The sequence below is a fragment of the Comamonas sp. AG1104 genome (assembly GCF_003350425.1).
Classification (GTDB): Bacteria; Pseudomonadota; Gammaproteobacteria; order Burkholderiales; family Burkholderiaceae_C; genus Comamonas; species Comamonas testosteroni.
This window is the reverse complement of sequence record NZ_QQAS01000003.1, coordinates 241,717-261,766: the sequence shown is the minus strand read 5'-3', so window position 1 is coordinate 261,766 and position 20,050 is coordinate 241,717. Positions and strand designations below refer to the sequence as shown.

General features: G+C 64.2%; 18 protein-coding genes and 1 other RNA gene. 12 read left to right on the top strand and 7 right to left on the bottom strand.

Features of this window, described 5'->3' with window-relative positions; all coding sequences use genetic code 11:
* Positions 1–111: 111 nt before the first annotated feature.
* From DFO48_RS09705 to DFO48_RS09695, 3 genes are all read right to left on the bottom strand, one after another.
* Entirely contained in the window at positions 112–1,476 is a 1,365-nt protein-coding gene (locus DFO48_RS09705; RefSeq protein WP_114863233.1) for an amidase, read from the bottom strand.
* A gap of 14 nt (positions 1,477–1,490) precedes the next feature.
* Entirely contained in the window at positions 1,491–2,168 is a 678-nt protein-coding gene (locus DFO48_RS09700) for a DUF2848 domain-containing protein (protein ID WP_034377128.1), read from the bottom strand.
* 74 nt (positions 2,169–2,242) lie between these two features.
* Positions 2,243–3,562 (bottom strand): MFS transporter, encoded by a 1,320-nt coding sequence (locus DFO48_RS09695; protein ID WP_003081179.1) that lies wholly within the window; start codon positions 3,560–3,562, stop codon positions 2,243–2,245.
* A 404-nt stretch (positions 3,563–3,966) separates the two neighbouring features.
* Here DFO48_RS09695 and DFO48_RS09690 point away from each other — a divergent pair, with 404 nt between their 5' ends.
* Positions 3,967–4,131, top strand: a complete 165-nt coding sequence (locus DFO48_RS09690) for a hypothetical protein (protein WP_230847704.1) — start codon at positions 3,967–3,969, stop codon at positions 4,129–4,131.
* Here DFO48_RS09690 and DFO48_RS09685 read toward each other — a convergent pair.
* Entirely contained in the window at positions 4,115–5,029 is a 915-nt protein-coding gene (locus DFO48_RS09685) for a DMT family transporter (RefSeq protein WP_114863506.1), read from the bottom strand. The genes DFO48_RS09690 and DFO48_RS09685 overlap by 17 nt on opposite strands.
* A gap of 91 nt (positions 5,030–5,120) precedes the next feature.
* On the opposite strand from DFO48_RS09685, the gene DFO48_RS09680 reads away from it, so the two are divergent.
* Together DFO48_RS09680 and rnpB are read left to right on the top strand one after the other, a co-directional pair.
* The gene (locus DFO48_RS09680; RefSeq protein WP_003081172.1) at positions 5,121–5,945 is read left to right on the top strand and encodes a helix-turn-helix domain-containing protein; all 825 of its coding nucleotides are present in this window, start codon (positions 5,121–5,123) and stop codon (positions 5,943–5,945) included.
* 21 nt (positions 5,946–5,966) lie between these two features.
* An RNA gene (gene rnpB, locus DFO48_RS09675) (RNase P RNA component class A) lies at positions 5,967–6,327 on the top strand.
* Positions 6,328–6,368: 41 nt separating this feature from the next.
* On the opposite strand, the gene DFO48_RS09670 is transcribed toward rnpB, so the two are convergent.
* On the bottom strand, positions 6,369–7,151 hold the full coding sequence (locus DFO48_RS09670) for a helix-turn-helix transcriptional regulator (RefSeq protein ID WP_034350167.1): 783 nt from the start codon (positions 7,149–7,151) through the stop codon (positions 6,369–6,371).
* A gap of 136 nt (positions 7,152–7,287) precedes the next feature.
* Between DFO48_RS09670 and DFO48_RS09665 the strand changes: the two genes are divergently transcribed.
* Together DFO48_RS09665 and DFO48_RS09660 are read left to right on the top strand one after the other, a co-directional pair.
* Entirely contained in the window at positions 7,288–7,773 is a 486-nt protein-coding gene (locus DFO48_RS09665) for a DUF3237 domain-containing protein (protein ID WP_003081167.1), read from the top strand.
* 27 nt (positions 7,774–7,800) lie between these two features.
* Entirely contained in the window at positions 7,801–8,829 is a 1,029-nt protein-coding gene (locus DFO48_RS09660) for a tripartite tricarboxylate transporter substrate binding protein (RefSeq protein WP_003081166.1), read from the top strand.
* A gap of 57 nt (positions 8,830–8,886) precedes the next feature.
* Here the strand turns inward: DFO48_RS09660 and DFO48_RS09655 are convergent, their stop codons facing one another.
* Together DFO48_RS09655 and DFO48_RS09650 are read right to left on the bottom strand one after the other, a co-directional pair.
* Positions 8,887–9,654, bottom strand: coding sequence for a pseudouridine synthase (locus DFO48_RS09655; RefSeq protein WP_003081165.1), 768 nt, complete (start codon positions 9,652–9,654; stop codon positions 8,887–8,889).
* 66 nt (positions 9,655–9,720) lie between these two features.
* The gene (locus DFO48_RS09650) at positions 9,721–11,415 is read right to left on the bottom strand and encodes an MBL fold metallo-hydrolase (protein ID WP_034350165.1); all 1,695 of its coding nucleotides are present in this window, start codon (positions 11,413–11,415) and stop codon (positions 9,721–9,723) included.
* A gap of 159 nt (positions 11,416–11,574) precedes the next feature.
* Here DFO48_RS09650 and DFO48_RS09645 point away from each other — a divergent pair, with 159 nt between their 5' ends.
* The 7 genes from DFO48_RS09645 (at position 11,575) to DFO48_RS09615 (ending at position 20,002) form a co-directional block, all read left to right on the top strand.
* The gene (locus DFO48_RS09645; protein WP_114863232.1) at positions 11,575–12,357 is read left to right on the top strand and encodes a crotonase/enoyl-CoA hydratase family protein; all 783 of its coding nucleotides are present in this window, start codon (positions 11,575–11,577) and stop codon (positions 12,355–12,357) included.
* A 38-nt stretch (positions 12,358–12,395) separates the two neighbouring features.
* On the top strand, positions 12,396–14,300 hold the full coding sequence (locus tag DFO48_RS09640) for a feruloyl-CoA synthase (protein WP_114863231.1): 1,905 nt from the start codon (positions 12,396–12,398) through the stop codon (positions 14,298–14,300).
* A 60-nt stretch (positions 14,301–14,360) separates the two neighbouring features.
* Complete coding sequence (locus tag DFO48_RS09635) at positions 14,361–15,128, top strand: SDR family NAD(P)-dependent oxidoreductase (protein ID WP_003081161.1); 768 nt, start codon at positions 14,361–14,363, stop codon at positions 15,126–15,128.
* A gap of 179 nt (positions 15,129–15,307) precedes the next feature.
* Positions 15,308–16,315 (top strand): Bug family tripartite tricarboxylate transporter substrate binding protein, encoded by a 1,008-nt coding sequence (locus DFO48_RS09630; protein WP_003081160.1) that lies wholly within the window; start codon positions 15,308–15,310, stop codon positions 16,313–16,315.
* A gap of 90 nt (positions 16,316–16,405) precedes the next feature.
* The gene (locus DFO48_RS09625) at positions 16,406–17,413 is read left to right on the top strand and encodes a Bug family tripartite tricarboxylate transporter substrate binding protein (protein ID WP_003081159.1); all 1,008 of its coding nucleotides are present in this window, start codon (positions 16,406–16,408) and stop codon (positions 17,411–17,413) included.
* Positions 17,414–17,581: 168 nt separating this feature from the next.
* Positions 17,582–19,345 (top strand): acyl-CoA dehydrogenase family protein, encoded by a 1,764-nt coding sequence (locus DFO48_RS09620; RefSeq protein ID WP_114863230.1) that lies wholly within the window; start codon positions 17,582–17,584, stop codon positions 19,343–19,345.
* A 96-nt stretch (positions 19,346–19,441) separates the two neighbouring features.
* Complete coding sequence (locus DFO48_RS09615; protein ID WP_034350160.1) at positions 19,442–20,002, top strand: MarR family winged helix-turn-helix transcriptional regulator; 561 nt, start codon at positions 19,442–19,444, stop codon at positions 20,000–20,002.
* The last annotated feature ends 48 nt before the right edge of the window (positions 20,003–20,050 follow it).

The window sequence follows — 20,050 nt, the reverse complement described above, 5'->3', positions numbered from 1 at the left end:
TGAATAAAAAAGGAGCTGCTAGCGCCTGATGCCTATCGATTTCAGAGTGTTTTCTATCTGAAATCGATTGCAGTCAAGCGCTTACAGCTCCTGTTTTTTTTTGATCCGCATTCAGGCCCGAGCCAGCAAGTCCTCTACGGCCAGTGCCACCGACAGCAGGCGCTGGTCCTGACCGGCCGTGCCAGCCAGGCTCAGGCCCACGGGCGCTTCGCCAGCGCGGTGGCAGGGCAGGGACACCGCGCAGCCGTCGAGGAAGTTGATCGGCGTGGGATTGCGCAGCATCAGCCCGTTGGCCGCGAAATAGGCTTCGTCGCTGGCCTCGAGCTCGGCAATCTTCGGCGCGATCACGGGCACCGTGGGCATGAGCATCAGGTCGTGATCGGCCATCTGCGCCTGGACGCGGGCAATCCACTGCTGGCGGAGTGCCAGCAGCTCGATATAGTCGGCCGCGCTGATGTCCTTGCCGCGCAGAATGCGCGTGCCCACGCGCGGATCGTATTCGGCCAGGCGCCCGGCGCCGTCGATATGGCTGCGGTGCCAGGCCCAGGCTTCGGCGGCGGTGAAGCCGCCCTTGGCATTGATCTGCGCAAGCTCGGAAAACGGCTGCACCACGGCCTCGGTGATCTGCACGCCGGCCGCGTACAGCAGCGACAACGCACGCTGCCAGGCAGCGGCCACGGCGCTGTCCATGCCGTCCAGCACCACATTTGTGGGCGCCAGCAGGCGCAGGCCCTGCAGCGAGGCCGCGCGCAGCTCACCATGCGATTGGCCCGACAGCACCGCGTCCAGCGCGGCGCAGCAGCGCACGCTGGGCGCCAGCGGTCCGATGGAGTCGAGGTTGGCCGACAGCGGCAGCACGCCCTGCATGGGCACGCGGCGCGCCGTGGGCTTGAAGCCGGTCAGGCCGCACAGCGCCGAGGGAATGCGCACCGAACCGCCGGTGTCCGAGCCGATGGCCGCCAGCGCCATGCCATCGGTCACAGAGATGGCTGCGCCCGAAGACGAGCCGCCGGGAATGCGGCCGCCGTCGATATCGCGCTGCCAGGGATTGCGCGGCGTGCCGTAGTGCGGATTCAGCCCCAGGCCCGAGTAGGCGAACTCGGTCATATTGGTCGTGCCCACGATGACCGCGCCCGCGCGGCGCAGACGCTGCACGACTTCGGCCGTCTGCGTGGCGGGTGCGGCATCGGCCAGCAGCCTGGAGCCGCCCAGCGTGGGGTGGCCGGCGATGTCGAACAGATCCTTGACCGAGATGGGCAGGCCTTCCAGGGGCGAGCGTGCCAGGCCGGCTGCGCGCAGCACATCGCTGGCGCGGGCTTCGGCCAGGGCCTGCTCGCGCAGCACGCGCGTGAACACGCGCGGGCCTTCGCCTTGCGCGGCGCGCTCCAGGGCCTGCTCGGCCAGTTGCACGGCGCTGGTCTGGCCTTGGGTCAGGCGCTCGGAGACCTGGTCCAGGCGGGGAGAGACTGAAGTCATGGGTAGCTCCGTGTTCAGGCGACGATGTCCAGCAGCTCGCTGCGGTAGCGGTGGCGGATGCTGCGCTGGCTGCGCGGGTCGTACAGCTCCATGGCGAACTGCGTGGCAGGGCGTATGCCGCCGATGGCGGCCATGGTGCCGCAGGTCATGCCGCTGCCTTCGGGCAGCTGGCTCTGGCCGCCGGTGTAGCCCGCGATCAGGTCCTGGGGCGTGCGCAGGCTGGCCAGCGTGCCTTCCTGGTACAGCACTTCGCGGCCGTCCTCCACGATCCAGGAGCGCAGGATCAGCTCGTCCCAGTGGCCGGCCACATCGGCAAAGCGCCAGGCCTGGGTGGCCACGGGCTTGATGCAGGCCTGCTTGGAGAAGGCCACGCTATAGGCTTCGAGCTTGCGGTCGGTGTGGTCCGAGGCCAGGCTCACGAACATCTCGCCGTCATGGCTGAAGACGAAGACCTCGGCCTCGCCCGAGGAGTCCGGGCCCAGCACCTGCAGCGTGCTGCTCTGGCTCAGCTGGTTGCTGGCGATGCGGTAGTACAGCGGCACGGCGCTGGGGCGCGGAATGCCGAGCGCGGCCAGCTCCTCGATATGGTGCTCGATGGCCGCATGGTCGCGTCCGGCCCAGCCGGCGACGATCAGGGTGTCGAAGATGGGGGCCAGGGTCTGGCCTTCGGGGGTGGTGAATTGCAGTTGCATGGCGGAAAGCTCAAAAAGGGGAAGGCGGGGCCGTGGGCCCCGCAAAGCGGCGCTGCGCAGGCAGCGTCAGGCGATCACTGCTTCTTGACGAAGAGCACGACCAGGAAGGCGGCGAGGAACTCCAGCGCGGCCACGAAGTACAGCCCCGAGGACAGCGAGCCGGTGCTGGTCTTGAGCGCGCCGATCATGTAGGGCGCCACAAAGCCAGCCAGATTGCCGATGGAGTTGATGAGGGCGATGCCGCCAGCGGCCGCCGTGCCGGCCAGAAAGGCCGAGGGAATGGACCAGAACACGGGGAAGGCAGCGAGGATGCCGACGGAGGCCAGCGTCAGCGCGCACAGGGCCAGCACGGCGTTGTGCAGGAACATGCCTGTCAGGATCAGGCCTGTGGCAGCGATCAGCGCGGGGATGGCGCTGTGCATGCGGCGCTCGCCGGTCTTGTCCGAATGCATGCCGTTCCAGACCATGGCCAGCGTGCCGGCGAGAAACGGAATGGCCGAGATCAGACCGATCTGCAGATTGTTCTGGATGCCGATCTCCTTGATGATGGACGGTGACCAGAAGGCGATCGTGGCGTTGCCGCTGACGATGCAGAAGTACACGGCGGCGCACAGCCAGACACGGTAGTTGCGGCAGGCATCGGCGAAGGAATGCTGCTTGTGGCCTTGCTGGCTCTCCTGGGCGACGGCGGCGGTGACGGCGCGCTGCTCGGCGGCGCTCAGCCACTTGGCGTTCTCGGGCTTCTCGGGCAGCCAGGCCAGCACGAAGAAGCCGGCGATCACCGAGGGAATGCCTTCAAGGATGAACAGCCATTGCCAGTTGGCCAGATGGCCCACGTCCTGCATGCCGTTCATGATGGCGCCCGCGATCGGGCCGCCCACGGCGCCGGCGATGGCGAACGAGGTCATGAACAAGCCGTTGATGCGCGCGCGGTGGCGGGCCGGGAACCAGTAGGTCAGATACAGCACCACGCCGGGGAAGAAGCCCGCCTCGACCACCCCCAGGATGAAGCGCAGCACATAGAACATGGTGGGCGTGGTCACATAGGCCATGGCCATGGAGGCCGCGCCCCAGAGGATGGTGATGCGCGCCAGCGTCTTGCGTGCGCCGATCTTCTCCAGCAGCAGGTTGCTGGGCACTTCGAACAGGAAATAGCCGATGAAGAAGATGCCGGCGCCCAGGCCGTAGACGGCCTCGCTGAACTGCAAGTCCTGCAGCATCTGCAGCTTGGCGAAGCCGACGTTGACGCGGTCTATCCAGGCCAGGACAAAGAGAAAGACCAGAAAGGGGATCAGGCGCCAGGTGATCTTGCGGTAGGTGGCGTCCATGTCGGGGTGCGCGTGCGCACCGGCATGGCCGGCAAGAGGGTGGGTGGCGGAAGCCGGGCTGCTCATGGGGAGTCTCCTGTATGCGAAAGTGCAGCGGGCACATGGGGCGCTTTTGCTGGCGCTCCTGTGTGTCTTGGAACATGGGGATGCGGCGCGGGCCGGTGTTCCTGTGGCGGCAGTATCGAAAGGCAGCGAGGGGCTGTCCAACAAGAAATTCTGAGCGGCCCTGAATGCAAATTCTTATGAGCAGAGATGGTGCGGGCTGTGCACCGGCATGAGGCAGGCGTGCACCGATAAAACGCGGGAAAACCCTAGTGATTGCACGCGGCCGATGGCAGCGCCGGGCAGGCCGATGGCCCGGACCTGCAAGGCTTGTGCTTGATTCAGGTCAAGCCTAGGGGCGATGGTGTTTCCTCTGGAGCCTGCAATCGGGAACAATGGAACGAAGTCTGTTTGAGGGAGGACTGTTCTTGCTCACGTTCAACACAATTTTGATGCTGCTGGGGGCCTGCTGCGTAGGCCTGCTGGTCGGTTTTTCCTGGCGCGAGCAGCGCTGGGGCCCCTGGGTCATGCTGGTGTTCGTGGTGAGTCTGCTGTCGCTGATGAGCTACGCGATTCTCAATCTGCTGCTTTAGCACCGCAGGCCAAGGCAGGTCGTGCGCGCAGCGGGGCCTTCCACAGCTCGGCCAGTAGCAGGCCGGCAATCGTCATGACGCCGCCTACGGCGTGGTAGGCCGCCAGGGGCTCGTTCAGCGCGAAGGCCGCGATCAGGGCGGTAAAGACCGGGATCAGATTGAAGAACATGCTCGATCGCCCGGGCCCCAGCGTCTGCACCGCCTTCATCCACAGCAGCGGCGCGGCGATGGACGCCATGATGCCGGCGTAGCCCACCAGCGGCAGGTTGCTGGCGTCAAGCCCGGTCTTGGGCGAGAAGAGATAGAGCGGGAACTGCACGACCACGGCAACCAGCACCTGCAGATACAGCAGCTGCACTGTGACCAGGCGCGGCATGGGCCAGCGCTTGAGCAGGATGTTGTAGACCGCATAGGCCAGCATGGCCAGGAACATCATGGCGTCGCCCAGGTTCAGGCCCTCGGAGGCCAGATGGCTGAGCCGGCCCGAGGAAACCACCAGCGCGACTCCCACAATTGCCAGCAGTGAGCCCCAGATGCCGCCATGCGTGAGCGGCTGGCCCAGCATGAACACGGCCAGGGCCAGCACCAGCATGGGCGTGAGAGAGCCGATGATGCCCATGTGCGTGGCCGTGGTGAAGTGGGCGGCGTAATAGGCCAGGCTTTGGTAGATGACCATGCCCAGCACGCCCAGCACGACGATCCGTGGCAGCAGGGGCCTGATGTCGGCGCGCTGGCGCCAGATCGAGGGCAGAACGAAGGGCGTGAAAAGCACGGCGGCCACCAGCCAGCGGAAGAACCCGATCTCGGCCGCGCTGATGCTGTCTGCGGCCAGCTTGCTGACCACGGTGTTGACCGACCAGATCAGCACCGCGCCCAGTGGTAATAGGTATGCACCCATATGAAACTCCTTGAGGTGCTTATGATGCGCTTGACGTATTTGAAGCGCATTGCTGATTTCAGACATTTCATAACTCAAGCCGGACGAACCCATGCCCGTCTCTGCCCCGACTCCCGGTCCGGTCGCCAAGCGCCATGCCGTACAGATACTGGACACCGACAAGGTGCCTGGCAGCTATTACTTCCGCTATGACGAGTTCGGCGAACACAGCGAGGCTCCGCCGCACAGCCACCGCTGGGGGCATCTGAACTATGCGGCCCACGGCAGCCTGAGCATGGATGTGCCCACGGGTCATATCCTGTGCCCGCCGCAGCACGGGGTGTGGATTCCGCCGGGCGTGGTGCACAGCTGTTATCTGCAGCATGCGGTGCAGTACCGCTCCGTCTATCTGGCCCCCGATCTATGTGCGGATCTGCCGCAGACGGCGGGCTGCATGCGCCTGGGGCCGATTGTCAAAGCCGTGCTGGCGGACTTCGGCGCCAGGGGCGTGCAGGTCCCGGTGACTGATGCAGACCTGCGGCTGGCCCGGGTGGTGCATGACCAGTTGCGAGCCACGCCGCTGGAGTTGAGCTTTCTGCCCGTGGCCCGGCATCCTGCTCTGGTGCAGGTGCTGGATGCCATGCAGTCGCGCCCCGACGACCACCGCAGTCTGGCCGAATGGGCCGAGACCGTGCACATGACGGAACGAACCCTGGCGCGCCACTGCCAGCGAGAGCTGGGCATGAGTCTGGGGGAATGGCGCCAGCGCATGCGTTATCTACAGGCGATCGACGCGCTGGAGGCCGGTCATACCGTGCAGCGCATCGCCTACGACCTGGGTTACAGCACGCCTTCGGCCTTTATTGCCATGTTCCAGCGCGAGTCAGGCCTGCCGCCCGAGCAGTTCAGGCGCGAGTTCTGTGCAAGTTCTTTCTGAACGCGGGATAATGCGCGCCGTGAAGTGCGCCAGACCGCCGCTGGTACTAGCCGAAAGGCCAACGCTTGCGTTGGGTCGAAAGACCGTACTGGAGGAACGTCCGGACTGCATAGGGCGGCGTAGCAGCTAACAGCTGTCCACCGTGAGGTGAGGATCAGAGCAACAGAGACGAGTCTGGCAGGAGTGCCGCAAGGCAGACCAACCAGGGTGAAACGGGCAATCTCTACGCGCAGCAATACCAAGTAGGCACACGTTGACGGGGCCCCCGGAGTGTGCGGGTAGGTAGCACCGAGCCATCAGGCGACTGATGGCCAAGATTAATGGCGGTCACATGGCGGGCAACCGTTGTGCACAGAATCCGGCTTATCGGCGCACTTCACACTTTCTTTCTCGGCCGGACACAGTCCGGCGAATCCACTGCATTCACTCCACCATCAGCGCGAACAGCTGATGGCGGTGGTGGATATCGAGCCGCGCAAAGGCGCGGTTGCGATAGGTCTTCACGGTGGCTGCGCTCAACCCGAGATCGGCAGCAATGCCGTCCTGGGTCATGCCGCGCAGCAGGCGCAGGCAGACCTCGAGTTCGCGCGCCGTCAGACCCGGTGCCAGCTCCCGCAGTCGAGCCGGCCACCTCTCATCGCCGCCAGCCATGTCCACCGTCAGCGCCAGGTGCTTGTGCGTCAGAGCCATCAGGGCGCTGGACAGGTCCGCGAAGTCGCTCAGATGCCGGTCAGCAAAGGGTTTCTGGTGCGCATGGCGATAGAGGTTGACGGCAAACACCGAGCCATCGGCACCGGGCTCGGCAATCGAGATGCGCTCTGCCACGCCATGCGCGTCATACACGCACTGGCGATGCAAGGGCGTGACCTCGTTGGCCTGCACATGGACCAGATTGCGGGCGCCTGGCGTGCGCATATGCCCGGGCCATTCCTGGCCCCAGCTTCTGTCCTCGTGCTGGGGTCCCGAGAGATAGGCGCTCCAGCACTGGCGTGTGGTGTCCGCAACGCCCTGGGAGGCCGAGAGAAACAGCCGCGGCCGGCAGTTGCCGATGCGATACACCGACAGCGAGGCCGTGGGCGCGATGGCGCTCAGCTGCTCGAGAGCGGCCTGGGCAAAACGGCTCTGCCCCAGATGCTCCACCAGACCGGCCAGCAAGATGCTGGCCTGGGCCATGCCGCTGGCTTGGGCCATATCACTGGCCGGCATGGCGTCAGTCGTCGAAGGGAGCGTCCAGGTTCTCATCAGTGTGTCTTGGTGTGGGCTGTCATCTTCTTGGGGGACAGAGAAATCTTCAACAGTGCTTACGCTCATGTTCCTGTGCTTGGACATCGCAAGGAGAGCCATGCTGTCGCCAAACCATGATTTCCAGATTGCCGCTCCAGGGCTGCGCCACTTTGCCGAATTTCGCGTACAGGTGGGGCCGGCGCAGGAGGTGGGCGCGACAACGCGCGGCTTGCGGCGTGTGATTCCCATCGTCGGCGGGCAGGTGCAGGGAGAGGACTGGTCGGCGCGTGTGCTGCCGGGCGGGGCCGACTTCCAGCTGCTGGTCAGTGAGGAAGTTGCCGAGCTGGACGCGCGCTACGTCATCGAAACCGACGGTGGCGATCTGATCTATGTGAGCAACCAGGCATTGCGAACCGGGCCGGCCGAGCTGATGCAGCGCCTGCGCCGCGGCGAGACCGTCGATCCCTCGGCGATCTACTTTCGCTGTGCACCCCGCTTTGAAACGGCCTCCAAGCGCTTTGCCTGGCTAGGGCAGCGCCTGTTCGTGGGCGCGGGGGCGCGCTTTCCGGAGCAGGTCGTCATGCGGTTTTTCGAAGTGCTGTGAAACAGCATCGCAACAAGGAGACAAAACATGAAAGTACTGCAAGCCCGGAACCTGCCCGGACCCGCTTTAGCACGCACCTGGCGACGTCGGCTGATGGCCCTGGCGCTGTTGGCTGGCGGCGGCGCAGCCGTAGGAGTCGCGCAGGCCCAGACGGCTTATCCGAGCAAGACGGTGCGCATGATTGTGGGATTTCCAGCAGGCACGGGACCCGATGTAGTGGCCCGGCTGCTGGCTCAGAAGCTCTCTGAAGCCTGGGGTGGCGTGGGCGTGGTGGTGGACAACAAGCCCGGTGCCGCCGGCCTGATCGCAGCCAGCGAGGCGGCGCGTGCACCGGCCGACGGCTACACCATCATGCTGGCCGAGACCGGACAGCTCAGCATCGCGCCCAATACCTACCAACGGCTTGCCTACCAGCCGCGCAAGGATTTCGTTCCCGTCAGCCAGGTGGTGAGCTCCGACTTCGTGCTGCTGGTCAATCCCGAAAAGGTCAAGGCGCGCAATGTCAGGGACTTCGTGGCCTGGACCCGGCTGCAAAACGGCTTGTTCATGGCCACTTTCGGAGCGGGCACGCCGGGGCATTTCGGGGCCTATATGTTTGGCGATGCCGTGCAGTCCAAACCCGAGGTGGTGCACTACAAGAGCACTTCGGATGCCTTGAGCGGCATTTTCAGCGGCGATGTGCAGGGCGTGTTCGCTTCCTCCGGCATGGCGATCCCGCAGGTGCGTGCCGGCAAGCTGGTGGCCCTGGGAAGCACGGGCAGCGCGCGCGTGGAGCAGTTGCCCGAGCTGCCGACCATGAAGGAGCAGGGCTTTGGCAGCCTGGAGTTCAGCTCCTGGTTCGGCATCGTGGCGCCAGCAAGGACACCTGCGGAGGTGGTGAGCAAGCTCAATGCCGATCTGCTCAGGGTCCTGCAATCGAGAGACGGCAGGGCGCGGCTGCAGGAGGCCGGCTTCAGGGTCACGGGCACCAGCGCGCAGCAGTTTGCCGACATCATTGCTGCCGATACCGTCAAATGGGGCAAGGCGGTGGCAGCGACGGGCTTCAAGGCGGATTGAGCGGACCGGAGCGCGCCGCAGCCGAGTCCGGTTCGAGGCGCGCGAAGGTCGATCCGCTCAGAACCTTTCCCAGGGCATCAGATAGCGCCACTGTCCCTCGGGCACTTTGGCCAGAGAGACGCGGCCAAGGCGCAGCCGGCGCATGCTGACCACCGTCAGGCCGATGGCGGCGCACATCTTCTCGATCTCTTCGGGTGCAATGCCCTTGAGAGCGAAGCGCAGGTGGTTGTCGCTTTGCCAGCTCACATGGCAGGGGGGCATGCGGCGATGGCCGTTACCGCCGGGAATGGGCAGACCTTCGTACAGGATCTCCAGGCCATCTTCAATGATCTGGCCCTCCACGCCGACGATGATTTCCTGCTCCAGCCACATGCCTTCCTCGGTCAGCTTGCGTGCCACGCGCTTGTCCTGGGTGTAGACGATAAGGCCGCTGGCAGGCAGCGGAATCGTCAGAAACGACTCCAGATTCCTGAAGTGATGATCGAGCACCAGCTGGGGCATGGGCGTGTCCAGCTTGGCCTTGGTGTCTTCGCTCAGCAGCGAATGCGCGCTGCGCACGCGGCCATAGGCCGGGCCCTGGGTCATGCCCGCAGGCTTGTTCATGAGGATGGTGACAGGCGGAATGGCTTCAGGCTTGGCATCCTTGCGCAGGATCACTACCTGGTCGGGGCGCACACGGGTTTCGGGCACTTGCACCACTTTGCCATCCACCTGGACATTGCCCGCGACGATATGGAGCTCGGCCTCGCGGCGCGAGCATTGTTCTTGCTCCGCCAGGCGCTTGGCCAGGCGGATGCTTTCTTGTTCAGGCAGGGATTCAGACATGGCGAGAGCTTAATGCTCCGGCCATGTCCTAGTTGTCCACAGGTCTAGCGCGGCGGTCGCGGCGCGCTATCGGCCCAGGCAGAGCTTCTGGATGCGTTCCACATGCGCCAGCAGCGATTGCTGGGCCACGGGCCACAGGGCCTGCGGCGTGTCGGCATAGGCAATCGCCACCCAGTCCTGAATGCTGCCGTCCGGCTTGGTGCGCATGGCCTGATGCACCTTGGCCTCGCGCGCCAGGCGGTGGGACTTGAGGCGGGTGATCTGATGACGCGCAAAGCCCAGCACATAGCCATGGGCGGGCAGGATGTAGCGAATGTCGTGCTCCAGACACATGGCATGCAGCCGGTCCAGCGAATCGAGGTAATCGATCATGTTGCCGTCCGGCGGGCTGATGACGGTGGTGCTGCCATTGAGGATGTGATCGCCGCTGAATAGCAGTGCGTCCTCCTCCAGCACAAAGCACAGGTGGTTGGCCGCGTGGCCGGGCGTGAAGATGGCTTGCAGCGTATGCGTGATCTCGCCCTCTGTGCCTTGTCCGCTAAGTGTGATGCGCTCTCCGTCCTGTAGCGTCACCTCGGGTCTGAAGCGGCTGTTGGCGCGTGCCGTGGGTGCCGAAGGCAGGCCCATGATGGGCGGCCTGGCGTGGCCGGAGAGCAGGACCATGGCCTGCAGCGGCGCGGCACCCGGCGAGTGATCGGGGTGGGAATGGGTGCAGACGATGAAACGGATATCGCCGCCGGCTGCATCGTGCAGGCGCTGCAGATGATCAGCATCGTCCGGGCCGGGATCGATGGCGATATAGCCGGTATGCGCATCGCCGACCAGATAGCTGTTGGTTCCGGGGCCGGTCATCATGCCGGAGTTGGGGGCCGTCAGGCGCAGCAGGTTCTTGCGCAGCGGCACGGCCTTTTCAGGCTGCCAGTCCAGATGGTGAATGCCGTGGCCGTCAGGCAGCACCATCTCCAGCTCGCCATAGGCCATATCGGTTTCGGTATGGCGTGTGTCTTTGCCTTTGAGGTGGCCGCCACGGGGGCAGGCCTGCCACAGCGGCTTTTCGCTGAGCAGGGTGTGGATCACGGCCTGAGCATCGGGCAGGTGAGCGATGCGCTGCAATGTACGCTGGGTGGGAAAGAGGATGAACAGCTTTTTCTCTTCAAAGCGCGCAATCGCATCCTGCGGAGAGATCCAGGTGGGCTCGAACTGCTCGGTTTCATCGGCCACTGCCGTTTGCCCCTCGGGCATGCGGGCCACAAAGAACGGCACGTTAAAGCGCTTGGGCAGGTCCAGTGGTGCGGTCCAGTGGGCCAGATACCAGAGCTGGTCCACGGCCAGCGTCCAGCCGCGCGCACGGCATTGCTCATACAGCGATGCCTTGCGGTCCAGTTGCTGAACCTGGGCCGGTGGAACGGGTTGGCCGGCCTGGTCATAGGCCAGCAGGATGCCCAGCTCCTCAAAAGTCTCGCGAATGCCTGCCAGAGCCTGGGTAATGCGTTCATCTCCCGCCTCGGCGATCATGCTGGGACGCACGCGCGCCAGCGCATGACTGGCGGGGGCTGCATCTTCATCTTCCTGGCCACCGCCGGGGAAAACATAGGCATTGGCAAAGATGCCTTGATCGGCACGCCTTGTCATCAGCACTTCAAAACCATTGCCGTCGGCGCAGTCGCGCAGCAACAAAAGCGTGGAAGCATCTCGCGCGGGAACTGGCGCGCGCTGGGGCTGAAGCAACTGGCTGGGACGGGGCTGGCGGGGTGATGTCATGAGGTCACATTATGCGAAGTCGCCGCGTTCGTGAATGTCACACCCGGACTAGTTGTGCACTCATGCTGCGCGAATCGGGGAAAGCACTGAGAGCAAACAGCCTGGGATGTCTTGCATTTAGTTATTTTAAATAACAATAATGATGCAAAAGGAATGGTTATGAATCATAAAGAAATTGCAATTGAGTTCCGTGGTGAAGCCGAGCAGGTTGCCGTTATTCGTCTGATGCGTGCCGCCAAGCGCAACGCCTTGTCCGATGGGCTGGTGCTGGGTCTGCGCGATGTGTTCATGAATCTGCCCGCCAGCGTGCGCGCGGCCGTGGTGGATGGCGATGGACCGCATTTCTGCGCCGGCCTGGATCTGAGCGAGCTCAGCGAGCGCGATGCTGCCCAGGGCGTTCTGCACTCGCGCATGTGGCACGAGGCGCTGCGTCAGGTGCAGTTTGGCGCGGTGCCCGTAGTCGCCGCCTTGCATGGTGCAGTGGTGGGCGGCGGCCTGGAGCTGGCCAGCGCCTGCCATATCCGTGTGGCCGACAGCAGCACCTTCTATGCCTTGCCCGAAGGTTCGCGTGGCATTTTCGTGGGCGGCGGCGGCTCGGTGCGCATCCCGCGCCTGATCGGAGCCGCACGCATGGCCGACATGATGTTTACGGGCCGTGTGTACAAGGCTGAAGAGGGTGAGCGAATTGGTCTGTCGCAATATCTGGTACCCGAAGGACATGCGTTGGACAAGGCCGTGGAGCTGGCGCTGCGCATTGCCGAAAACGCGCCCATGACCAACTACGCTCTGATGCACGCGTTGCCCCGGATTGCCGATCAGCCCGCCGATCAGGGGCTTATGACAGAAGCTCTGATGGCCGCCGTGGCGCAGAGCGCGCCAGAAGCCAAGTTCCGGTTGCAGGAATTCCTGTCCGGGCGGGCCGCCAAGGTCAGCAAGGACTGAAAGCAACCTCAAAGAACAACGCTGTGGAGACAAAGACAATGCAGGAGACAAACACAGCCATGCAGGCCCTCGGCCAGGTAGTAGAGGGGGACATGCCCCGCTACCGCGAGCTGGAGTTCGGCGTGCGCAGCATCCAGGTCAGGGAAGCAGGCGAGGGTACTTTCTACGTGCGCTCCGACCAGGCGCTGGCAGAGCACGCAGCGCGCATGACGGACAGGCTGGTGCACTGGGCGCAGACCACGCCGCAGCAGACCTTCATCGCCCAGCGGCAGCGATTGGCAGACGGCAGCACAGGAGACTGGCAACGCATCAGCTATGCCCAGACGCTGGCCGCGGCGCGCAGCATCGCGCAGTCCTTGCTGGACAGAAAGCTCTCGGCAGAGCGCCCTGTCATCATCCTCAGCGAAAACGACCTGGACCATGCCATGCTGGCCATGGGCTGCCTGTATGCAGGCGTGCCCTATTGCTCGGTCTCCACGGCCTATTCGCTGGTCAGCACCGATTACGCCAAGCTGCGCCATGTGGTCGACACGCTCACGCCAGGCCTGATCTTTGCCGCCGATGCCGCGCGCTATGACAAGGCGGTACGCGCCGTGCTGCCCAAGGGCTGTGAGGTGGTCTACCGCAAGCCGGCCGTCGACGCCCAGATCTGCACCTTGTTTGCTGATCTGCTGGAGACCGCGCCCACAGCTGAGGTGGATGCTGCCATGCAGGCCACCGGGCCCGACACCATCACCAAGTTCCTTTTCACCTCGGGATCGACCAAGCTGCCCAAGGCCGTGATCAACACCCACGGAATGTGGTGTGCCAACCAGCAGCAGATTGCCCAGACCATGCCCGATATGGTCAAAGGCCCACCCGTGCTGGTGGACTGGCTGCCCTGGAATCACACTTTCGGCGGCAACAAGAACATCGGCCTTGCGCTCTACCACGGCGGCACGGTCTACATCGACGAAGGCAAGCCGACGGCGGCGGGCATTGCCGAGACGCTGCGCAATCTGCGCGAGATTTCTCCCACCGTTTACTTCAATGTACCCACGGGCTTCGAATACATCGCCCGCGCCATGGAGAGCGATGCGCAGTTGCGCAGCAGCCTGCTCAAGCGCGTCAAGATGTTCTTTTACGCCGGAGCCTCTTTGGCGCAGCCCGTCTGGGATAGCCTGCATCGCACCCAGGAGGCAGAGTGTGGCGAGCGCATCGTGATGGGCACGGGCCTGGGCATGACCGAGTCCTCGCCATCCGCCCTGTTCATCAACCGTCCCGACGTGCGTTCCGGGGACCTGGGCGTACCGGTGCCGGGTCTGGAGCTCAAGCTGGCGCCTGTGGACGGCAAGCTGGAGGTGCGCTACCGCGGACCGAACGTCACGCCCGGCTACTGGCGCGCGCCCGAAGCCACGCACGAGGCGTTTGACGAGGACGGATATTTCCGCACCGGCGACGCCGTGCAATGGCGCGACCCGCAGGATCGAAACCAGGGTCTGCGCTTCGATGGCCGCATTGCAGAAGACTTCAAGCTGGCCACGGGCACATTCGTCAATGTGGGGCCGCTGCGCGCGAGGATCATTCACGCAGGCGCGCCCTATATCCAGGACGTGGTGCTGACGGGCCTGGACCGCAAGGAGGTCGGTGCCATCGTTTTCGGGACCCCGGCCTGTGCGGCCTTAAGCGGCCTGGCAGCGGGAGCGACGATGGAGCAGATCATGCACAGCGAGCCCGTGCAGCAGCATCTGCAGACGGTTCTGAACCAGCTGGCGCAGACGGCAACCGGCAGTGCCACCCGCATTGCGCGTGCGGTGGCTGCGATCAAGCCGCCATCGCTGGACCTGGGCGAAGTCACGGACAAGGGCTCCATCAACCAGCGTGCCGTGCTCCAGCACCGTGCCGATGTGGTGGCAGGCCTGTACGACGAAACGCTGGCCTTGATCCTCAAGCCCAATCTCTGAGCCAGAACAGGCTTGAGCCCGATAACAGAAAGCACAAGCAGCTTTTAAAAGGATAGTGATATGCAAGTTCAGGATCAGATTGCCATAGTGACCGGGGGGGCCTCGGGCCTGGGTGAAGCCACGGCGCGTGCGCTGGCTGCCGCAGGGGCCAGGGTTGCCGTGCTCGATCGCCAGCTCGACAAAGCCAAGGTGGTGGCTGCCGAGATCGGCGGACTGGCGCTGGAGTGCGATATCTGCGATGCGGCCAGCGTCACGGCGGCGCTGGATGCCGTTCGCGAGCAATGGGGAGGCGATGCGCGCATTCTCATGAATGTGGCCGGCATCGGTACCGCCAAGCGCGTGATCGGCCGCGACGGCGAGCCCGCTCCGCTGGAAGACTTTGAGCGCGTGATTCGCGTCAACCTTGTCGGCAGCTACAACATGACGCGACTGTTTGCTGCACGCTGCGCCAAGCTGGCAGCGCTGGAGGATGGCGCGCGTGGCGTGATTCTCTACACCGCCTCGGTGGCGGCCTTTGATGGCCAGGTAGGGCAGCAGGCTTACAGCGCATCCAAGGGCGGCCTGGTTGGCATGACGCTGCCCATGGCACGTGATCTGGCCCAGCACGGCATTCGTGTCTGCACCGTGGCGCCAGGCTTGTTCGCCACACCGTTGATGAAGGAGTTGCCCGAGCCCGTGCAGCAGTCGCTGGCGGCATCCATCCCCTTTCCTTCGCGCCTGGGCAAGCCTTCGGAGTTTGCCGATCTGGCTGTGCATATCGTGCACAACGATCATCTCAATGGCGAGGTGATTCGTCTGGATGGTGCGCTGCGCATGGCTCCTCGGTAAGTGTTACCCCCTGAGGCACTTTGCGCCTTCCCCCAAGGGGGACGACACCATCGCTGCGGGGCTGTCCTTGCTCGATGTCTCTGGCTTGGAGAGTGTCAGAGCCAGCTCAGTGCCAAAGATTGAGACAGGTATTGATTCCACAGGACCGAAGAGTCCGTATTTCAAGCAGGAGACAAGTCATGCAAGGTCGTCGCAATTTTGTCAAAGGACTGGGCGCTGGCGCAGCGCTGGCCGCATTCGGCGGCATCGCCGGTCGCAGTGCTTATGCCCAGGGAGGTGGAACGCTGGAGCAGGTGCGCATTCTGTACGGCTTTCCGGCAGGCAGCGCTGGTGACTCGGTGGCCCGCCGTGTGGCCGAGAAGATGGGTGGCAGCAGCTACACGAGGAATATGGGCGTGGTGGAGAACAAGCCCGGTGCCGGTGGCCGCATTGCGCTGGAGAATCTGCGCAATGCCGTGGGGGACGGCTCGGTGATTGCGCTGTCCCAGGTCTCGGCCTTCTCCATCTATCCCCATATCTACAGCAAGCTGACCTATCAGGCCAAGGATTTCGAGCCGATCTCCATCGGAGCCATCATGCACCACGGTCTGGCCGTCGGCCCCGCCGTGCCGGCCGAGGTCAGGACGCTCAAGGATTTTCTGGCCTGGTGCAAGAACAACCCCGACAAGGCCAGCTTCGGCAGCCCCGGTGCCGGCAGTCAGCCGCATCTGCTGGGGGCGCTGCTCAGCCTGCGCTCCGGCGTCAGACTCAGCCATGCGCCCTATCGTGGCATGGCACCCGGTGTCTCGGACGTCGTGGGCGGCCAGATCGCGGCCATCATGGGGCCTTGCGGCGACTATCTGAGCTATTACAAGGCCGGCAAGCTGCGCGTGCTGGCCACCAGCGGACCGCAGCGCAACCCCTATCTGCCCAATGTGCCCACTTTTGCCGAGCAGGGATTTGCCGACCTGACGGCTGAAGAGTGGTTTGGCTTCTACGCCAATGCCAGGACACCGGCCGACGTGCGTGCACGCGCCCATGCGGCCATCACGACAGCGCTCAAGAGTGATGCACTCAAGGAAAGCCTGGGCGTGGTGGGCCTGATTGCTACCAGCTCCACGCCCGAGGAGATGGCCCGTTCGCAGCAGGCCGAGTTCGAGCGCTGGGGTCCTCTGGTCAAGCAGATCGGTTTTACGGGCGATTCCTGATGGCCCTCGGTATCGAATAGCATTCGGGTCGGGATTTTTCAGACAGGCTCAAGCCTGCACATAGCGATCGAACAATAAAGGAGACAAACCATGCAAGATCGTCGCAATTTCGTCAAAGGCCTGGGCGCTGGCGCAGCGCTGGCCGCATTCGGCGGCATCGCCGGCCGCAGTGCCCATGCCCAGGGCAGCGGGCCGCTGGAGCAGGTGCGCATTCTTTACGGCTTTCCCGCAGGCAGTGCCGGTGACTCGGTGGCGCGCCGCGTGGCCGAAAAGATCGGCGGCACCAGCTACTCCAAGAACATGGGCGTGGTGGAAAACAAGCCCGGTGCCGGTGGCCGCATCGCGCTGGAGAATCTGCGCAACTCCGTGGGCGATGGCTCGGTCATCGTGCTGTCCCAGGTCTCGGCCTTCTCCATCTATCCCCACATCTATAGCAAGCTGACCTATCAGGCCAAGGATTTCGAGCCGATTTCCATCGGAGCCATCATGCACCACGGGCTGGCTGTCGGCCCCGCCGTGCCGGCCGAGGTCAAGACGCTCAAGGACTTCCTGGCCTGGTGCAAGAACAACCCCGACAAGGCCAGCTTCGGCAGCCCAGGTGCGGGTACCCAGCCGCATCTGATCGGCTCCCTGCTCAGCCTGCGTTCGGGCATCAAGCTCAGCCATGTGCCTTATCGCGGCACGGCGCCTGCCGTGTCAGACCTGGCCGGTGGCCAGATTGCTGCCGTGATGGGTCCCAGCGGCGACTTCCTGAGTTACTACAAGGCCGGCAAGCTGCGCGTGTTGGCCACCAGCGGCCCGCAGCGCAACCCCTATCTGCCCAATGTGCCCACCTTTGCCGAGCAGGGCTTTGCCGATCTGACGGCCGAGGAATGGTTTGGCTTCTATGCCAATGCCAAGACGCCCGCCGATGTGCGTGCACGCGCCCATGCGGCCATCACGGCAGCGCTCAAGAGCGACGCTCTCAAGGAAAGCGTGGGTGTGGTCGGCCTGATTGCCACCAGCTCCACGCCCGAGGAGATGGCCCGCTCGCAGCAGGCCGAATTTGAGCGCTGGGGGCCGCTGGTCAAGCAGATCGGGTTTACGGCTGATACCTGATCACTCCCATGAGCCGCTTTGCGGCTTCCCCCTCTCTCGCTGCGCGGGAGGGGACGATGCCCTCGCTGCGGGGCGGCCCTTGCTTGGCATCCCAGGCTTGGGCCGCGCGTCGGCATGAATGGGGCAGCCTTTAGAGATTTTTATTTGCTGCTTGGCAGCCGGTTTTGTATGTCCTATTTGCCCGCCAGTGCCGATAACGCGTTTCTTCTTTTCGATGTGCTCAAGGCCGATGAGCAATTGCAGCGCCTGCCGGCGCATGCGGCAACGGACCGGGGGCTGATGCAGCAGGTGCTGGAGGAGTCCGGCAAATGGGTGGGCGAGGTGGTGGCGCCGCTGTCGCGTGAAGGCGATGAGGTCGGCGTGCAGTTTGCAGCGGGCAAAGTCACCACGCCGCCTGGATTTGCCCAGGCATATCAGGACTTCTGGCAGGCGGGCTGGCCTGCTCTGGCCTGTGCCGAGGAGGATGGCGGCCAGGGGCTGCCCTGGGTGCTGGAAGGCGTGCTGTATGAATGGCTGAGCGCTGCCAACCATGGCTGGACCATGGCTCCGGGCCTGCTGCATGGTGCTTATGAGTGCCTCAAGCACCATGGCAGCGATGCGCTTAAGGCAGCCTATCTGTCCAAGGTGGCCAGCGGCGAATGGCTGGCGACCATGTGCCTGACGGAGGCCCATGCGGGCAGCGACCTGGGGCAGGTGCGCACGCAGGCCGTGCCGGTGGGCGAATCCGAGCTGGGCGAGCGCTTCGAGGTCAGTGGCAGCAAGATTTTCATTTCGGGCGGCGAGCATGATCTGAGCGAGAACATCGTGCATCTAGTGCTGGCGCGTCTGCCCGGGGCCCCTGCAGGGCCCAAGGGCCTGTCGCTGTTTCTTGTGCCCAAGCTATTGCCAGATGGCGAGCGCAACCGAGTGGTCTGTGAGCGCATCGAGGAAAAAATGGGCCTGCATGGCAGCCCTACCTGCGTGATGCGCTTTGATGGGGCTGCAGGCTGGTTGATAGGCCAGCCCGGAGCGGGCCTGAACGCCATGTTTGTGATGATGAATGCCGCGCGCCTGCATGTGGCGCTCCAGGGCATAGGGCTGCTGGACGCGGCATGGCAGAAGGCCCATGCCTATGCGCTGGAACGCCGCCAGATGCGCGCGCCAGGGGCGGTGCCTGCTTCGCGTGGCGCTGGCGATGCAGCAGATTTGATCATCGAGCATCCGGCCATTCGCCGTACGCTCGATTTGCAGCGCGCCTGGGTGGATGGCGGGCGTGTGCTGGCCTACCAGACCGGTATCTATCTCGATATGGCGCGACATGCCGAAAGCGCACGTGAGCGTGATCAGGCCCAGCAGTGGTGCAGCGTGATCACGCCCGTGCTCAAGGCGGCCTGGACCCAGCAGGCATTCGAGGGCTCAAGCGCCTGCCTGCAGGTATTTGGCGGCCACGGCTATATCCGCGAGTGGGGCATAGAGCAGATCGTGCGTGATTCGCGCGTGGCCATGATTTACGAAGGCACGAATGAAATTCAGGCCATCGACCTGCTGGTGCGCAAGGTGCTGCCCGACGGTGGTCAGGCCATGGGGCAATGGCTGCTGACTTTGCGCAACAGCCTGGATGCTGGGCGGGCGCTGGATGCAGAAGTGCTGCGCTGCCTGGCACAGCTGCGCTACTTCACCACGGTGCTGGCGCAGGCCTGCAAGGAAGATGACACCCTGGCCTGGCGCGTGGCCGACGACTATCTGCGCTGCGTGGCCGTGGTGCTGCTGGGCTGGGCGTGGGCTCGTATTGCGGCCACAGCGGGGGGCGATAGGGAGCGCTGGCGAGGCCCCTGCAAGCAGGTGCAGCAGCGCATATTGCCCGAAATGGACTGGCGTCTGAATCTGATGAAGGCGCAGTGGGCGCAGGCTTCCGTCGTACACGGCAACCAGCTTTTCACCTCTGCGCATTGATCTAAATGGCTGCAAGATGCGAGCAATACCGGCACAATTGCAGTCTTTTCATCGCGCTCCTGGATTGCTCTTTTGCCTTCGAAGTTGACATCGCCAATGCTCGCTCACAAGACTGCTGAACCAGATTCCAAACCTGCACGCTCTTTGCGCGGCACGCGCTCCACAGAGGCCGGCTCGGGCGTCCCGGGCTCGGGGCAGGAGCCCAGGGACAGTGCCGGGGTTTTTGCCGTCGATCAGGTCAATGCCAGCTTTCTGGAATCCCTGCTGGGCTACAACGCCAGGCGCGCCTCGCTGGCTCTGGTGGGGGTCTTCATGCGCTGCATGGAGCGTTTTGACCTCAAGATCGTCGAATTCTCCGTGCTCTCTCTGGTGGGCAGCAACCCGGGCATCACCTCGCGTCAGCTCTGTCAGCAACTGGCCGTGCTGCCGCCGAATATGGTGGGCATGATCGATGCGTTGGGCAAACGCGGCTTTCTGGAGCGGCGTCCGCACCCGCGAGACGGCCGCGCCACGGGCCTGTACCTGACCGCCGCGGGGTGCGAGCTGGTGGATACGGCCGAGCCCGAGCTCAAGAGCAGCGAGACCCGTGCCATCGCGCATCTGAGTGCTGCCGAGCAGGTGCAGCTCATGGAGTTGTTGCAAAAGCTGTATCGCTGATCCCATGGCATGGCGCAGATCCTGCGCCCGGCGCGATAATGTGCGGCA

Bases quoted from the DNA above. Each gene is read 5' to 3' on its own strand.
- DFO48_RS09685 (WP_114863506.1), bottom strand. From the start codon at position 5,029: ATGGGTGCATACCTATTACCACTGGGCGCGGTGCTGATCTGGTCGGTC.
- DFO48_RS09620 (WP_114863230.1), top strand. From the start codon at position 17,582: ATGTCCTATTTGCCCGCCAGTGCCGATAACGCGTTTCTTCTTTTCGAT.
- DFO48_RS09630 (WP_003081160.1), top strand. From the start codon at position 15,308: ATGCAAGGTCGTCGCAATTTTGTCAAAGGACTGGGCGCTGGCGCAGCG.
- DFO48_RS09650 (WP_034350165.1), bottom strand. From the start codon at position 11,415: ATGACATCACCCCGCCAGCCCCGTCCCAGCCAGTTGCTTCAGCCCCAG.
- DFO48_RS09700 (WP_034377128.1), bottom strand. From the start codon at position 2,168: ATGCAACTGCAATTCACCACCCCCGAAGGCCAGACCCTGGCCCCCATC.
- DFO48_RS09615 (WP_034350160.1), top strand. From the start codon at position 19,442: ATGCTCGCTCACAAGACTGCTGAACCAGATTCCAAACCTGCACGCTCT.
- DFO48_RS09660 (WP_003081166.1), top strand. From the start codon at position 7,801: ATGAAAGTACTGCAAGCCCGGAACCTGCCCGGACCCGCTTTAGCACGC.
- DFO48_RS09625 (WP_003081159.1), top strand. From the start codon at position 16,406: ATGCAAGATCGTCGCAATTTCGTCAAAGGCCTGGGCGCTGGCGCAGCG.
- DFO48_RS09680 (WP_003081172.1), top strand. From the start codon at position 5,121: ATGCCCGTCTCTGCCCCGACTCCCGGTCCGGTCGCCAAGCGCCATGCC.
- DFO48_RS09640 (WP_114863231.1), top strand. From the start codon at position 12,396: ATGCAGGAGACAAACACAGCCATGCAGGCCCTCGGCCAGGTAGTAGAG.
- DFO48_RS09705 (WP_114863233.1), bottom strand. From the start codon at position 1,476: ATGACTTCAGTCTCTCCCCGCCTGGACCAGGTCTCCGAGCGCCTGACC.
- DFO48_RS09655 (WP_003081165.1), bottom strand. From the start codon at position 9,654: ATGTCTGAATCCCTGCCTGAACAAGAAAGCATCCGCCTGGCCAAGCGC.
- DFO48_RS09665 (WP_003081167.1), top strand. From the start codon at position 7,288: ATGCTGTCGCCAAACCATGATTTCCAGATTGCCGCTCCAGGGCTGCGC.
- DFO48_RS09670 (WP_034350167.1), bottom strand. From the start codon at position 7,151: ATGCCGGCCAGTGATATGGCCCAAGCCAGCGGCATGGCCCAGGCCAGC.
- DFO48_RS09645 (WP_114863232.1), top strand. From the start codon at position 11,575: ATGAATCATAAAGAAATTGCAATTGAGTTCCGTGGTGAAGCCGAGCAG.
- DFO48_RS09635 (WP_003081161.1), top strand. From the start codon at position 14,361: ATGCAAGTTCAGGATCAGATTGCCATAGTGACCGGGGGGGCCTCGGGC.
- DFO48_RS09695 (WP_003081179.1), bottom strand. From the start codon at position 3,562: ATGAGCAGCCCGGCTTCCGCCACCCACCCTCTTGCCGGCCATGCCGGT.